The 15,652-nt window shown below is 58.5% G+C and carries 10 protein-coding genes; 4 read left to right on the plus strand and 6 right to left on the minus strand.

The features are described from left to right. Nucleotides 1-215, plus strand: a 215-nt coding sequence (locus K1Y02_19275; GenBank protein ID MBX7258511.1) for a peptidase, incomplete at its 5' end; no start/stop codon positions are given. A gap of 22 nt (nt 216-237) precedes the next feature. Here K1Y02_19275 and K1Y02_19280 read toward each other — a convergent pair. Then, nucleotides 238-1,437 carry a glycoside hydrolase family 5 protein gene (locus K1Y02_19280; protein MBX7258512.1) on the minus strand — a complete coding sequence of 400 codons (1,200 nt, stop codon included), beginning with the start codon at nt 1,435-1,437 and terminating at the stop codon, nt 238-240. Then, nucleotides 1,425-3,218: a hypothetical protein gene (locus K1Y02_19285; GenBank protein ID MBX7258513.1), complete on the minus strand. Its 1,794-nt coding sequence runs from the start codon at nt 3,216-3,218 to the stop codon at nt 1,425-1,427. Before K1Y02_19285 ends, K1Y02_19280 begins: the two co-directional genes overlap by 13 nt. Before the next feature lie 211 nt (nt 3,219-3,429). Between K1Y02_19285 and K1Y02_19290 the strand changes: the two genes are divergently transcribed. Further along, nucleotides 3,430-6,792: a discoidin domain-containing protein gene (locus K1Y02_19290; protein ID MBX7258514.1), complete on the plus strand. Its 3,363-nt coding sequence runs from the start codon at nt 3,430-3,432 to the stop codon at nt 6,790-6,792. Between the two features lie 2 nt (nt 6,793-6,794). Here the strand turns inward: K1Y02_19290 and K1Y02_19295 are convergent, their stop codons facing one another. Both K1Y02_19295 and K1Y02_19300 read right to left on the minus strand, forming a co-directional pair. After that, nucleotides 6,795-7,016, minus strand: a complete 222-nt coding sequence (locus K1Y02_19295; GenBank protein ID MBX7258515.1) for a CoA-binding protein — start codon at nt 7,014-7,016, stop codon at nt 6,795-6,797. A gap of 345 nt (nt 7,017-7,361) precedes the next feature. After that, complete coding sequence (locus K1Y02_19300) at nt 7,362-9,032, minus strand: hypothetical protein (GenBank protein ID MBX7258516.1); 1,671 nt, start codon at nt 9,030-9,032, stop codon at nt 7,362-7,364. An 816-nt stretch (nt 9,033-9,848) separates the two neighbouring features. Here K1Y02_19300 and K1Y02_19305 point away from each other — a divergent pair. Further along, the gene (locus K1Y02_19305; protein ID MBX7258517.1) at nt 9,849-11,174 is read left to right on the plus strand and encodes a radical SAM protein; all 1,326 of its coding nucleotides are present in this window, start codon (nt 9,849-9,851) and stop codon (nt 11,172-11,174) included. A 577-nt stretch (nt 11,175-11,751) separates the two neighbouring features. Continuing rightward, nucleotides 11,752-12,117, plus strand: a complete 366-nt coding sequence (locus tag K1Y02_19310) for a PilZ domain-containing protein (GenBank protein ID MBX7258518.1) — start codon at nt 11,752-11,754, stop codon at nt 12,115-12,117. Between the two features lie 130 nt (nt 12,118-12,247). Here K1Y02_19310 and K1Y02_19315 read toward each other — a convergent pair whose 3' ends face one another. Both K1Y02_19315 and K1Y02_19320 read right to left on the minus strand, forming a co-directional pair. Then, nucleotides 12,248-14,245: a DUF2723 domain-containing protein gene (locus K1Y02_19315; protein MBX7258519.1), complete on the minus strand. Its 1,998-nt coding sequence runs from the start codon at nt 14,243-14,245 to the stop codon at nt 12,248-12,250. A 14-nt stretch (nt 14,246-14,259) separates the two neighbouring features. Then, the coding region (locus K1Y02_19320; GenBank protein ID MBX7258520.1) for a hypothetical protein at nt 14,260-15,652 on the minus strand (1,393 nt) is incomplete at its 5' end.

The following is a 15,652-nucleotide window of genomic DNA, read 5'->3' on the forward strand; positions in this document are numbered from 1 at the left end:
AAGGCGAATGCGCCTACCAATACTGCGGGCGCGGCGGTCTCAGTTGGGCCATCCCGTATTGTGCGGGCGTGCTCGCACTCGGCTGGCAACTGCGCCCCGACCTAACCCCTGCCCAAATGCACGACCTTCTCTATCGCTCCGCGTATGTTAACGGCGACGGCCAGCAGTTTATCAACCCGCCTGAATTCATCCGCCTTGTGAAGGAAATGCCCTAGGCATCGCACGTCGACCGCCGCGCTATTTGCCAAACAAGGCATCCAGCATTTTTGCATCGGGCGTTTGGTCTTTTGCAGGGCCGAACGGTGTGCCGCCGGGCTCCATGATGGTAAAGACCTCGTTGTAGGACCAGTACGCCCACCCGATGCCGCGTTCCTCAAAGGCCTCGCGCACATCCCGAATGAACCGCGCGCGATCATCCGGCGCAATCGTCCGTTGATAGCACCCAAATTCCGCGCACCAAATCCTGAGTCCGCCACCATGCGCCGTGTTCCAATCCGCCAGCTTCTGCACATAGGCCGCAATCTTCTCTCTGTTCCAGCGCGCTTCGCCATACTCGCTGAGCATGCCTTCCGCGGCGGGCCGCCAATCGGGCGGGTCCGCGGGGATCTTGCCGAGGATGGCTTGCTTGTGCGCGGCGATGATCTCCGGACTCGACGGATACGGCACTCCGCCGAGGTACGACCACAGCTTGGGCGTGAGCCAATCGCCGCCCTGCAGCGTCAATACAAACGGATCGTAATACGTGAAGCTGTACATCACGTTCGCATCGTCCACGGGCTGTGTGCCGACAAGACCGTCAATCTTCCCTACCTGATCCCCCGCGAGGATCAGCGTGTGTTCCGGCATTGCCTTTCGCGCCACCTGCCACAATCGCGGCAACAACTCATTCCAATCGATACCGCTTGTCACCGGTTCCGTCAGCAATTGCAGCGCGAGTTGCTTCGGTCCCCAGTTCGCGGCAAGAAACCGCGCAGTATCCTCCAGAAAGACGAGGAACTGCGCGAAGCGATCGGGATCGGACAGGAAGCCTTTCTTGTACTCCCACTCCGGGTGAATGCACACGACCACGGGCAGATTCTCGCCCACGACGCACTCCACCATCTCGCGTAAGTACCAGGTTTTCGCTGGATCGAGATGACCTTCCAGCGTCAGAGGTTCCGGGTTGACCAGCACCTTCACAAACGTGAAGCCCATCGACTTGATCAATCGGATATCTTCGCGCGTGAACCGCATGATGTCCTCCGGCGGAATGGCGCGGAATTGGCGGTCAATACAGATGCCACGATCTAAATCCAACGCCAACTTCGCGGTAGGAGCGGCCTCATTCGATTGCGCGAATGCAGACAACACGTGCGATAGCGTAACGGCGGCCAATACCGCCATTCTCAGCCTGCGCGCTTGCTTGCCCTTCTCTTCCGTTACACTCACTGCGCCCACGTGATTTCCTTTCCTTCGCGCAGGTTGTCGGGCTTGCCGGCCGCGACCTCCTTCTGCAACAACTCCGGATACGGCAGGTTGCGAAGGCTCGTCCACGCGTCGGATTGGTTGAAGAGAAATACGCCGTCGGCCCCGGCCTGATACCATTTCGCAACGCCTTCGGCGATTTGTTGCGGGCCGTATTGAAACAGGGGGGAGCGGTCGGCCTTGTCTTCTTCGGGCGTGGGATCGTGGAGGTTGGCCATCAGCGAATTGCCTTCGAAATCCATCCAGTTGCAGTAGCGCGGGTAGCAGCGAGTCTTCGTGCCTTTGCACAATTCGAGATACCGGCCGATTTCGCTTCCCTCCGGCATGAAGCAGTCGATCAGGGATTCGTGCACCCACGTCGCGACGTCGAGGCCTTGTTGTTCGGGCGTGCGGCCTTCGTACCATGTGCGTCCTGCAACGGACGCATTGAGCGCGAGGTGTTTGCCGCGCTGTTCGCCGATGCGGTCGAGTCCCGCGCGTAGTTCGCGCAGGTAAGCGGTCATGTACTCGGGTTTCTCTTCGCCTGCCTCAAAGTTGTAGCGGCAGCGCGAGAAGTCGATGGTAAGGCCGTCGATGTCGTAGTTCTGCGCTGTATAGAGCATGAAGTCGCGGAGGAACGTGCGCACCTCGGGCAGCGCCCAATTTGGCGACCAGCCTTTGCCGAGCCCGGTCTTGAGGAACCATTCGGGATGTGCGCGTGACTGGTCCGTGCTGCCGCCTTCGCTGGTGCGTTGCGACACGTAGATTTTGATGCCGATTTCGTGGCAGCGGTCGACGAGCCCTTGCAGGACGTCGATGCCGCGCATCTGGAAGCTCTTGTCGACGCGATCGCAACGAAAGTCGCCGAGCCGTCCGCCGCTTGGGCCTTGGCCCGTGAACCCTGTTGACATGGGATGGGGGAAGTTGGTGGCGAAGGTCGAGCCCTCGCACCAGTTCAATGCTTCCACGTTGCCGTACTGGAATTGCTCGATTTGCTGGAGGATACAGTCGAAATCTTCTGTGCCCCACATCCAGACGAAGGACATGCCGTCGCGATCGATGATAACGCCTTTGCGTCCCGGCGCGGCGGCCTTGGCCTGCGCCGCCTGCTGCGCTTCGGCGGGGTCGCGGCGGATGAGTTTGATGGCCGTGACGTGCGCGTTGCACACGCCCCACCAAAGACTCTGATACGTGCCGTGCGGCTGGCGAAGCTGGATGTTCTGGCCCGCGAGTTCCGCGGTCTTCCAGAAGACTTCCACCAACTTGCCCGCGTTGCCGGGCTTTAACGGCCACGCATCGATCGCATGTTCCCACGGGTCGATGGTGCCGTAGACCTTATCGCGCGTGAGCTTGATGTCGATGCCGCCGCCGTAGTCGGGGCGATAGGTGCACACCCAGATGTCGTACACGCCTTCCAACGAGACGGGGTAGGTGAGAGCAGGCGCGATGCACGTTTCGGGTTTGTCCTTGTCGCGCGCTTCGACGCACAGCGCCGTGCCGTCTGCGCCGCCGGAGGTCTTATATGGGCGCAACCACCATTTTCCCTTCACGTTCTCCTGCCCAACGGCTGCGTGCGGATAACATCGCGCAAAGTCACTGAGGATAACCGTGTCACCAATTTGCGGTGTCTGCCCCGACGCCAAATCGGCGTCCGTCAACACACGCCCGCCATCGGCGGCAAAACTCGCTGTCGTCGCGCACGCGATGATGGCCACAAAGCGCAAGGCGGTCCACATGATGCTGTCCTTTCGAATTAGACAGGGACAGCCAGCCATTTGGACTCCCCCCGTGCTCGAATCCGTGCTTCAATCCACCCAACAGGAAACGATCCTCTAAGCATACCCCGAAGTTCTGCCGACTGCACAACCGATTTGCATGTCGCGCTTCTCCGGTCCGTTTCGTTGCAAGTCTTCCCGCGTTTCGTCAATCATGCCAACGTACGCGTCGACAATCCGCGGAATTTTTCAGCGCGAGGGGGGGATTATCATGCGGCGACTGGTTTGGGTGTTGGCATTGTGCGCGGCATTTGGCCTCGCCTCGACGGGTGCCGAAGACTTCGCCGACGGTTTCGCCAATCCGCCGGACGTATCCAAACCGCACACCTTCTGGCATTGGATGAACGGCAACGTCACGAAGGAAGGCATCACCGCCGATCTGCAGGCGATGCACGACGCGGGTATCGGCGGCGTGTTTCTCTTCATCGTTGAAGGGAAGGTCACCGAATCCGTCCCCGTCTACGTCGATAAGCCCGTGCGCATTCTCACGCCGGAATGGTTCGAGATGCTGCGCCATGCCGTCTCCGAGTGCAAGCGCCTCGGCATGGAACTGTCGTTGATGAATTGCACCGGTTGGACGACCTCGGGCGGACCGTGGATCACTCCCGACAAATCGATGATGCGCATCGCGTGGAGCGAGAAATACGTTAAAGGTCCGGGGCGAGTCGCGGAGCCGTTGCCCACGCCGCCGTGCGATTACGCGAACTATCAGAACCTCACGTTTGCGCGTCCGCATATTCGCGAGTCTGCCCCGCCGGAGGAGCGCTATTATCGCGATGTCGCGGTCGTGGCGTATCGGCTTGATCCATCTGCCGCGCGCACGGCGGCGTTGTGGCCGCCGAAGCTTTCGTGCAGCGAAGCAGACGCGACACCGGCGCACGCGGTGGATGCCGACGGCAACACGACTGTCGACGTGAAGGAGAACGGTTACGTCCAATTCGATTTCGGCGAACCGGTGACGGTGCGCGGTGTGGAATACCTCGGCGGAGCATGCCAATTGGAGGCCAGTGACGACGCGGCGACGTGGCGCACGATTGCGCAACTCCCCGCGCCGCGTCAATGGAACTATCCGCAAACCTTGCCTGTACCAGAAACGTCTGCGCGCTACTTTCGCGTCTCCTACCCCGGCGGAGGCTCCTTGGTTGATATAGAACTTTCCGGCGATGCCCTCGTGCAGGACTACCAGCCCAAGGCGTCGTTTCATGGTGTATGGGAAGACATCAAGGTCGCGGAAGACCGCGTCGGCCCAGCAACGCCCGAATGGGCGAAGACCACCATCCATGCGCGCGATGTGGTGAACCTTACGGACCACCTGCGCAACGACGGCACCCTCGATTGGATCGCGCCCAAAGGCGATTGGATGGTTGTCCGCTTTGGGTGCGCCCCGATTGGACGTCTAAACGCTCCGTGCGCGCGTGAGTTTGCAGGACTTGAGTGCAACAAACTCGACCCCGACGCCGTCGCCTATCACTTCAACCACTACGCGGGCCGTGTCTCCGATGAACTCAAAGACTACATCGGCGATGGCCTCAACGCCATCCACGTCGATTCGTGGGAAGCGGGAGACGAGAATTTCACGCCGAAGTTCATTGATGAGTTTCGCGCGCGCCGTGGCTACGATCCCACGCCTTACTTGCTCGTGCACGGTGGTGGCCGCGTCGTGGATAGTCCCACCGTATCGGACCGTTTCTTGTGGGACGTGCGGCGAACGCTCGCCGATCTACTGAGCGACAACTACTTCGGAAAGCTCAACGACCTGTGCCACGAACGCGGGCTACGTTTTCAAGGTGAAATCGCGGGCGTCATGGTGCAGACGACTGCGGATCAACTGCAGATAAAGGGCCGCTGCGATTTACCTATGGGCGAGTTCCAGATGCCCAATTGCGTGTACGGCGACAATTGGGCGCGGTGGGATACGCGCGAGACGGCTTCCGGTGCGCACATCTACGACAGGCCTATCGCGGCGGCGGAAGCGTTCACGACCTTCGATCATTGGATGACCGATCCGTATGGCCTCAAAGGAATCGGCGACCTCGCGTTCTCGATGGGCATCAACCGGCTTGTCTTCCACACGTGGGCGCATCATCCCTGGCTCGACCGCGCACCCGGCATGACCATGGGGCCCTTTGGCGTCAATTTCAGCCGCATGAACACGTGGAGCGGCCGCCCCATGACGGCGTACATCGACTACCTGCGCCGTTGCGAGTTCATGCTGCAGCAAGGGCGATACGTCGCCGACGTGTTGTATTTCTACGGAGAAGGCGCGCCCAACACGTTGCCTGCGAAACCGCTCATCGCGCCCGCGTTGCCGGACGGCTACAGCTACGATGCCTGCGACGCCGAAACGCTCAAGAATCGCGTGCGCGTGAACAACGGACGCGTTGAGCTTCCGTCGGGCATGGGCTACCGCGTGCTTGTGCTGAAAGATGACCGCCGCATGACACCGGATTTACTCGCGAAAGTGCGCGAACTTGTCAAGGCAGGTGCAACGGTCATCGGCCCCAAGCCCATGGAGTCGCCCAGCCTCACGGACTATCCCCGTTGCGACGATGTCGTGCGGATGATGGCCGACGATCTGTGGGGAGACATCGATGGCGCAAACGTTACGCAGCATACGTTTGGTAAAGGCCGCGTCATTTGGGGAACGCCGGTCGGCGACGTGCTGCGATCGATGAAGGTTGCGCCCGACGTCGAAATCACACCTTCCGCCGCGCCGATCGAATGGATTCACCGTTTTACAGACGAAGCGGACCTCTACTTCCTCACCAACCAGAGCAACATCATCGACCACGGTGTCTCGCTCGAAATCTGGGAACGGCGCTACGATTCTTTCGCCATCGACGAACGCGCTAAAGACACGGTTGCTGTTGATGTCTCATTTCGCGTGAGCGGTAAACAACCGGAGCTATGGGATCCGGTGAGCGGCACACAGCGAGACATTACCAGCTTCCGCGTTGAAGACAACCGCACGTTAGTTCCGCTCGCCTTGCCGCCCTCGGGCAGTTGCTTTGTGGTGTTCCGTCGGCCAATTGACCCAACCAAGCCGCACACCAATCCCGAGGCACACGACGACAAAATCGCCGTTGAGCTAAAAGGGCCTTGGGAAGTTCACTTCAATCCCCGATGGGGAGGCCCTGATGCAGTCACATTCGACACGTTGGAGGATTGGACGGCGCGCGCAGAGCCCGGCATCCGCAACTACTCCGGTCGCGCTACGTACGTGAAGACCTTCGACGCGGATAATGAAATTTGTACATCCGACGGCCCAGTCTACTTGGATCTCGGCGCACTGCGCAGTGTCGCGGAAATCCGGCTCAACGGAAAAGACCTTGGCGTGTTGTGGTGCCCACCATGGAGAGTGGACATCACGGAATTGCTGAAGCCGACGGGCAACAAACTGGAGATCGACATCACAAACGTCTGGGCCAACCGAATCCTAGGTGATCTGGATCTTCCCGAAGAGCAACGCCTCACGTGGACTTCGCTTCAAGAAACCATCGCCGCGCTAAAGCCGGGGCAGAAACTGGTCCCTTCGGGACTCTACGGCCCCGTAACAATTACGATCGAAAGATAGCGTTACTCGTCGGGATACATCTCCGGGCGCAGGCCGATGTTGACGATGCTGCACGCGTTGACGACGTTGATGCCTTTCGCACGGGCGAGGTCCATCACTTCGGCGTCTTCGGAACCGGGATTGAAGAAGAGTTCGCCGGGATGTTTCGCGGCGATGTCGAATTGATTCGGGACAACTACTATCGGCGTCCGTGGCGCTGGCGCTTCCGATTCGGTGTGCAGCATATTGTCGGGCGTTTGGCCCAGTCTATTCGCGGAAGGACGCGCTCTATCGCGAGAAAGCTCGCAAGCGGGCATCGCGCGAGTTGCACTACAAGCACGATGCCGGGTGCAACCAGTGTGCTGCCCGCGAAATATGCGATGGATTTCACGGAGACTTCGCGCGGTTGTTTGGGACATCCGAGGCCACTCCCATTCTCGAACAAGAGGTCGCGACCAGTCCCCTTCACTACATTCGGCACCAGGAAAAAGTGGTCGAGCCGAAAGACCGGGAGTGGGCGCTGAGGGCATAGTTCCGCCAGTCCTTGGTACCGGCGAATAACCACAGAATGCGCCCACATACAATTCGGGCTATTTCAACTTGCCAGGAAAGTACTCGTTCTTCAGATATTCCGCCAGCAGGGAAGCGACTTCGTGCGCGCCTGTAGGCGTGAAGTGCCCATCATTGAGAAAGAAGATTCTCGACTTCACCTCATTTGGCAACGGCATCATCTTAGCCGTTATATCCACGTAAGGAATGCCCGCCGATTCGAAACACTCCTGCGTGAGACGAATATCCTTGTTTACTTCGTAGAGTGACCCATCACCTCTCTTGGCCATTTCATCCCATGCATCCGGAAACAACGATATGTTGTCGGAATTCGCAAATGCGATGAGGTCAATGCCTCGACGGTCACATTCGGCCTTCAATGCGCGAATATCCGCGCACATCATCTCGAACGCTTCCGTAAGCTCAGGGTACCACGTCGCCAGGCAAGGCTCGCGCAAGTTGTGCCGATTCGTTTGGGGCACAAGCTCCGGATACTCGTATTTGGGAAGAAAGCGGAAGTCTGCAAGCCATGACATTACCGGACCTTCGCCATTGCTGATCGAAGCAATCAATGCGTACACATTCAAATGGGATTGAAGCCACCGCTCCGCACGTACAGGGAACTCGTTTTGCTTGCGAAACAGGAAGTAGCGGCGCTCCCAATACGGACCGAAGGCACGCAGTAACTTGTTCACGCGTGAGTAAGTGCCTGAGATGTCATTGGGCGGAAATATCTGCCAGATAACCAGATCCGGCTCCAGCTTGAATCCTCGCTTTTCAAGAAAACCGATTTCTTGCCAAGGGGCATACCCCCACACGCCCATGTTGATGACGACGATTCTCTTGCCCGGATAGACCCCAGTCAAGTACTTCTCCAAGACTCGACCATAGGTCTGGTCCATCGTCAAACCATGACCCATCGTGAACGAGTCACCCAAAACGACGATACGAAACTCATCGGGCGCCTTCGGTCCGTAGACGCGGTCTTCACGGAGGCCTTGCTCCGATATGTTGAAGTGAGTCATCACGGTCTTGCCGCTGTCATCGGTAAGCGCGATGGAACCTCTGCTGCCGGGCCTCAACGTATAAACATAGTCCGGTGTCGGCTCAAAACAATTGGACGGCACATTCACGGCAGGGGCGACGTACCAAGATCCAACTTCCAGAATCACCAGCGAGAGGGTTGTGGAAACCAAGGCCGTTAGCAGGCCTGCCGCATCGATTCTGCTTCGGGGACCAGGCAGCCGCCATAACGATCCGGCCACACAAGCCGTCTGAATCACCACGCACGCCAGAAAAACAAGATCTACTGAGCGAAAGAGCGAGAGAAACAAGTCTATGCACAAACACGCCGCAATTGCAGCGCGAAGCACCGCACTATTCTTCAATCCGAAGCCGGAGGCGATACTCCCTTGATCGTTTACCGAAACGAAGCGTGAACTGAAGCTCAACAGAACCGCAATACCCGTCTGTGCCAATATCACAACCGCAACCAGCGTCGGCACCGGCACGAAAGCCGATAGGAGAATGAGCAGCACCGCACACAGCGCGGAAACGAGCGCGAAGAGGGGGCTCGAAATCAAAAGGACAGGAATCAGTAGAAAAGCCAGCTTGTAGTTCGTGAGAAGATAATACACGTTCGGAACCAGGACAAGTCCCAGGCATCGAACCAAGTAGGCAAATATGCCTGTTCGATTCTTATTGATCTGCACAGCAACAATCCTTCACTTGCCCTCAATGAATCGTTCTTTTTGGCAGGAGCTTCCCGAATCGCATGGTTTGATGTTGTCGAGCGATTTGTCATGGGATAATTTGCCGCATCGATTCCAATGAATCAAGAGACAGAAGGTTACTTCTAACCTGTATTTCTCACGGCATAATCTCCAAATCTTGCACGTGAGCAATTTGCTTCGGCGCTCAATCGCGCCGGTGCAAATTGCGGACTAATACTTGTCGTGGTCGAACTGGAATACTGCGACAACGGTCGCCATGGAGTCGCATGAGTCAACAGAGTGAGGGCGCTTTGCTCCAAACGGGAGAAAGGCCGGTATTCCGCGATTAAATGGCCTAAGTTGTCCGAACTATCTCGTGAGCGCATGCATCTTCAAGGCTCAGCTTCCGGTGACCGGGCTGACAGCTACGACCATTTCTGCTCTATTCGGATGCGGGTGTTCAGAGGAAGTCCAGCTGGCACGATCTCAACTTCTTACAAGTAAGCACTTTGCGCAGGCCACTGACTTCGGTGAAGCGAATTGGAACGCGGGCCGATTCCTTGCCTTTTTCCACTATGTCTGCTACCCTTGAACGTGGCTGAATGGTCTTGTTTGCTCTAGCGAGTCGCCAAAACAAGCCCGTGTGTCGATAGTTGGGCGGGCTCCAGCCAATGTAACATTCCTGTCTATCAGGAACAGCATGTCCGGGTAATGTGTTAACTAAGCGGGTCTTGGTTGTCTTCTTGGACCTTGGACGTGCCACAATCTAAGTCTTTCATTTATAATGACATGCGATGTATTCAGGGAGGCGAGAAGATGTCGACGGAAATTGCGCCTGCGGAGCAGACCTTGTCCGAGGAGAAGCATTCCTCAAACGGTAATGGCCAGAAGAAGCAGTACAAGAAGACCAAGAAGCGGGTCTTAACGAAGCGCGCGGTCATGTGGCTCGGCCAAACCTGTAACCTGCGGTGCTATTTCTGCTATTTCCTCAACCGCATCGACAATGCCCACCATCCCGAGCATCCGTTCATGGAATACGAGAAGGCGAAAGCCATGTGCACCATCCTCAGGGAGTTCTACGGGTGCACGTCCATCGATATCCAGGGCGGCGAGCCGACCATCTATCCGCATATCCTCGACCTGATCGCGCACTGCCGCAAGATCGGCCTCATTCCGACACTTATCACGAACGGGTTGCATCTCGCGAAACCCGGAAATCTCGAGAAGTTCCGGGATGCGGGCATTCGCGATTTTTTGTGCAGTCTCCACGGCATCGGCGACATCCACGACGAAGTCGTCTGCAAGAAGGGTGCATACGAGAAGATTACGACGGCCATCGGCCGCATGAAGGAACTGGGGATACCGTTTCGCTTCAACTGCACGATGTCCAAACCCGTCGTACCTATTCTTCCGCAGATTGCCCAAAAGGCTATCGATTATGGCGCGAACGCGGTCAACTACCTTGCGTTCAATCCGTTTGAAGATCAGGAGACCGGTATCCGTACACACGACAACGTGGCCCGGTACTCGGACATCAAACCGCATTTGACCCAAGCCATGGACATGCTGGAAGCGGCAGGTATCGAGTGCAACGTGCGTTATCTACCTTTGTGCGTGGCTGAGAAGCGCCACCGCAAAAACTTCTACAACTTTCAGCAGCTTTCGTACGATCACCACGAGTGGGACTATCAAAGCTGGATGTGGACTGGCCAACAGCCTCAGCGCATGAAAGAAGGCGGGCTCGTTCCTGCGTTCCGCATGGGCCCCAAGGATCGTCGCATCATGCTCTCCGCCCATGCGGTGCGGGATTGGGCCGCGCGACGTCCGGTCATCGCGCGAATCGGCTTCGGCGGACAGCATGTCTTGGCGCGCATTGAACAAGCGGTCCGAGGCAAAGAAGCGATGTACCGTGAAGAGGCGATCATCCGCGCGAAACACGATGCGGGGTATCAGTACCACTCCGGATGCGAGCAGTGCGCGGCGCGCAACATCTGCGACGGTTTCCACGGCGACTACGCGAACCTCTTCGGGATGGATGAGGCAACTCCCATCACGGACATGGAGCGCATTGACGATCCTACGTACTTCATCAAGGACCAGGAGAAGATCGTCGAAGCCGAGGACGAAGCCTGGGCGTTGTAGTCATTTCGAATCGCAGTATTGTCTTGTAGGCGGCGAACCTCGCCGCCTACAGCATTTTCTGGGACACTTTATTGTCAGACGGAGCAGAAATCGCCGCAAAGGCGCATGGCATGGCGTAAGTCGTTTGCGGACAGTACTTGGCCGTGTTTTGGAGCATTTGTCAAAAGTGCGCATAATCCCCAGAATGGGTAGCAGGGTGTTCAATTCCCACTCGAATCCGGGAACTTTTTCGACCGGATTCGTGTTCAGTACCTAAGCTAATCTGTCCGGGCTGTAAACCTTTCTTACACTTCACCCGTCCTATTGACGGGCGAACTGCACGCAAGGCAACCGATGCAACTCTTGACCCGGCGCAGGGATTAAAGCGCTTTCACTATCGGCATTCTGGTGTTGATACAGAGCGCTTCAGGCATAAACGGTAAGTAGGTAATTGGAGGAGGACTACGTGCGAGTGGAGCAGCAACGATTGCATCGAGTTGCGGCATCCATTCGTAGCGAGTCCAGTAGACGAATTTTTATGAGGCCATTTGTGATCGTTGATTTCGGGGACTCCGGCGCACACGCCGAAGTTGTATATATGGACAAACACAGGCAAACAGAGCAGCGGCGGCATACACGGCGAAAAGTCGGCGTGTGCGCGTGGCTGCAATTCAACGGCGATGACGCGACGCGCGGCATGGTGTCGGTGGATTTGGCTCCGGAAGGGGCCCAGTTCAGCAGCATCCGGCCGATTGAGATCGGTGAGCGCGTTCTCGTGCGTCTTCAGCTTGGACCGTCGCATCCGACGGTCGAGTGCAAGGGCGCGGTGTGCTGGGCAGCCCCGATGCCGAATCGCCTGAATCATTTTGGCGTGCGCTTCGTTGATTTGAACGATGACGAGCGCGCCAGCATCGAGAGTTTTCTGCAGCGGCCTTCCGCGCGACCCGCGCTCGCGGCCGTTTAAGACTCGCTACTCCCCTCAGGGCGCATGTGCGCCCATTGTTCCCCCAACCCACAGGTCGAGGACTCCCGTTCCCCCCGGGGGTCCTCGGTCATTTGGGGATTGGATCGGACAGACCGGGCGGGAGAACAGGTCAGGGCGCGGTTGGATTGCGCGACAGGAATTCCTGTACGCGCGTCTTCATCTCCAAAGCCGTTTGGTCGCCGGGATTCAAGGTCAGCGCTTCGTCGAGCAGTTGAAGCGCGCGATCGTTGCGTCCGCGCTTTACGCACAAGCGGACGAGGTTCATGCGCACCAAATCGTAACGGGGATCGATACGCAACGCTTCTTCAAACCATGCAAAGGCATCGGTGTCCAACGCGCATTCGGCGGCGGCACACGCGAGGTTGTTGAGAAGGTCTTTGCTTTCGCGAGCCCATTCGGCGGCATGCGTATAGGCCCATTGCGCGCGCGCGGCGTCGTTGTTGGCGCACGCGATTCGTCCAAGCGCCATGTAATAGTCGAAATGGATTTGTTCGGAGGTCCAGTCGCCCGGGAAACGTCCGGTGTCGATGCCTCGCCACGTGTAGCGGCCCCAGTCGTCGCGCATCGTGTACGGTTCGCCCTTGCGCACCATGCGGTACAGAAGGCCCGCCGGTTTCGCTTCCCAGCCGCTTGCGCGGCGTTTGATTGAGGTGTAGACGGGGCGGTCGACGTTGTTAAGGTACCACTCGAAAACGACCTGCTCGTCGGCTTCCGTTGGAATGCGCGCCATGCCCTTGCGCAGTTCTTCCGGAAGCGGCCGCATGACTTCTTCCGTAGGATACCCGTAGAGATTGGCCATGAGCACGTCGCTTCGCAGGCCTTCTACAATCTGCAGATAGGCCACGGGGAAGATCATATGGTCGCCGTCGGCGAAATAGACGGCGTTGGGATCCATGGTGTTGAGAATGTTCACGGCGTGATCGCGGGCGAGCATGAAATCGCTTTTGTCGTTCGCCGCGTAGTGAGCGGCCAGCGGCGCGCAGCACGCGCCTACCGTCAGGATTGCGGCGGTGGCGGCGTGCCATATGCGCGTCTTAGCAAGTGCCGCAACTGAATCGAGGGCGGCCGCGATAAAGACCGCGGCAATGAGATAGCAGGGAATCCAATAGGTCGTGTTGAGCCAGATGTCTTTGCGCTCGAGCGCAAAGTTGGGGATAACGGTACACCCGATTCCGAGCGCGAGGAATTGCCCCAGCAGCATCAGCCAACCGGGCCGTTTTCGCAGGGCAAAAACGGCTACACCTACTAGCGCCAAGCATCCGATAATCGGCGTGAATTGCTCGAGGTAGATGCGTCCAAACACCGCGAACTGTTCACCGAGTTTCTCCAACGACCGGGGATTGTCGGTGATGATGAACCGGAACTGCGCGCGCGTGATGACGTCCCAGAATCCGCGAAAGGTTTCTGGATCGCCCCAGTTCATGGGGGGATGCGTCCTTGCGCGGATCGGCAGGTACGCGTACGTGGCAAGGCCCAGCACGGTGAATGACGCTGCAAGCGCGCACCGCTTCATCGCGTCCCGCGAGATGCCTCCCACGATCAGTACGTATGCGGCAAACACGGGCGCCATGAGTACGATGACCTGATGATTGGCTGCCCCGAGCCCAAAACAGAGCGCCAACGCGCACAGCGCCCACGCGCGCCTGTTCCGCCCCCAGACCACGGCGAAGATGAGGCACAGCGCGGTGAGGAAAGCATTGAGTGTGTAGACTTCGGCGATGACGCTTTGTTCCCAGAATTCCAGGGAGAATGCTAGGGCCACCGCACCCGCGAATGCCGCCCACCGGCGAATGCCCAGGATACGCATGAGTACCGTCGTAGTTGCAACGGCAGCCGCGCCGAATACGGCAGAGACTAGGTTCACGCGCCATGCGATCTCGCCAATCGTGAGCAACCTGGTAAATGCGTGCGCGATAAGACACCAGAGAGGATACCCCGTCGGATGTGGGATGCCGAGGGTATACGCAGCGGCGATCAGCTCGCCGGCGTCTTCTCCGTAGACAGTTGGCGCAAGCGTGCGCAGGTAGATGGCCATCGCCGCTCCGCCGGCGGCGATCGCCACGAGGAAATCCAGATACGAAAGGCGTGTGTCATTGTCTTGCTGCACGGTGAACTGCCCGGTTACTGCTTTGCTTTTGCCTCGGCCAAATTGAAGGAGACGTGCCACAATTCCGCGCGGCCAAGATCTTTTCCTTCGGCATCGCGAGCAGGCCGTGTACTCAGGAGATGGATCGTCTCGCCGTCGGACTCCCCGCCAAACCGTTCCGGGCGCAGCGAATGAACCACATACGCCTCCAGCACGTCGGAGCCTTCAATCACAAATTCGCGAACCGGCACAAAACCGTTCGCGGCGTCGAGCGCCCACAGGTGCAGCGCTCCGCCCGACTCCGGCCTTCCGAGTAGGTACCATTCGCCGGACGCGTCCACAAGCAGGCGTGTTGCAGAAGCGCGCAGTCCAGTCTCGAATTCGGTGACCTGCAGATCGTGGCCGATACGCGCGACATAGTGCGGCGTGTGAAGCGCCGCCAACAGCTCGATGTGCGATGGCGCGCTCACGTGGGCATACGAAAGATAGGCATTGCCGTCGTTGCCGAGAATGAGATCCTGCAACACCGTGCGGCCGTCGGCAGGCATCAGCCAGGGTTTGTTGCGCCACCGTTTCTTGTGCAAGTCGTCGGAAGCAACCAAGCGCGCGTGGCGCCATGAGTACTTGCCGCCGGCGCTGTCCGCATGTTCCGGATCGTAGAGCGACGAGTTGATCACCGCGAGCGCGGTCTCTTTGTTCAGGAGAATCCCTTCGTAGCCGTAGCGGCCTTCCGGGGTTGCAATGGTGCTCTTGTACCACTTGTCCTGGGCGGCGTCGTAGAAATCCGCGGTCAACGAATTGGCTTTGCCCGCCGCCTGCTCCTGCTGCGTCGCCCAGAGCACGAGTACGTTGTCTTCCGGGCTGATGCTTGCCCCGAAGTAGGCGTTCTTTGCCTGGTGCACCTCTTCCAAGGTCGCGAAGTCCCTGGGCAATCGCGTCCGTAAAACATGCAACGTATCCCACGCCGACGCGCCGAGTATCCACATGCGCTGCTGCGAATCGGCCATCAGGATGTAGGGGGGGAACGATGTCGTTCCTACCGTGGACCATTTGCCGTCGGGCTCGCGCCGGAACACGGCCCCCGGATTCTTGTGCGGCTGGTCGGGGCTTTCGCCGTCGGGGTTGGGCAGTGTCGCGCAGGCGTACAGGGTTCCGGCGACCATCACGAGGCGGTTGCTGTGCCAGCCATGAATGGCGCCGGGGTGAACCTCTGCGGAAATGAGTTCGGCCTTGGCCTTGATTGCGGGAAAGTCTTGCGCCACTGCCTGGATTGTCAACACGGCAAGGCAGAGTATCAGGATGTGCGCGAGATTTCGGGTATTTGTCGGACCCATTGTTCCTTTCCAAAGCGGCCGCCCGTTGGACAGCCGTGTCATCCGTGGGATTTTGGGGCATTGCAGGCCGGTATGTCCAGCGGTTGGCCGGGTG

The sequence above is a fragment of the Candidatus Hydrogenedentota bacterium genome, from assembly GCA_019695095.1.
Lineage (GTDB): Bacteria > Hydrogenedentota > Hydrogenedentia > Hydrogenedentales > SLHB01 > JAIBAQ01.

Bases quoted from the DNA above. Each gene is read 5' to 3' on its own strand.
- K1Y02_19285 (MBX7258513.1), bottom strand. From the start codon at position 3,218: ATGGCTGGCTGTCCCTGTCTAATTCGAAAGGACAGCATCATGTGGACC.
- K1Y02_19290 (MBX7258514.1), top strand. From the start codon at position 3,430: ATGCGGCGACTGGTTTGGGTGTTGGCATTGTGCGCGGCATTTGGCCTC.
- K1Y02_19295 (MBX7258515.1), bottom strand. From the start codon at position 7,016: ATGCTGCACACCGAATCGGAAGCGCCAGCGCCACGGACGCCGATAGTA.
- K1Y02_19305 (MBX7258517.1), top strand. From the start codon at position 9,849: ATGTCGACGGAAATTGCGCCTGCGGAGCAGACCTTGTCCGAGGAGAAG.
- K1Y02_19310 (MBX7258518.1), top strand. From the start codon at position 11,752: ATGGACAAACACAGGCAAACAGAGCAGCGGCGGCATACACGGCGAAAA.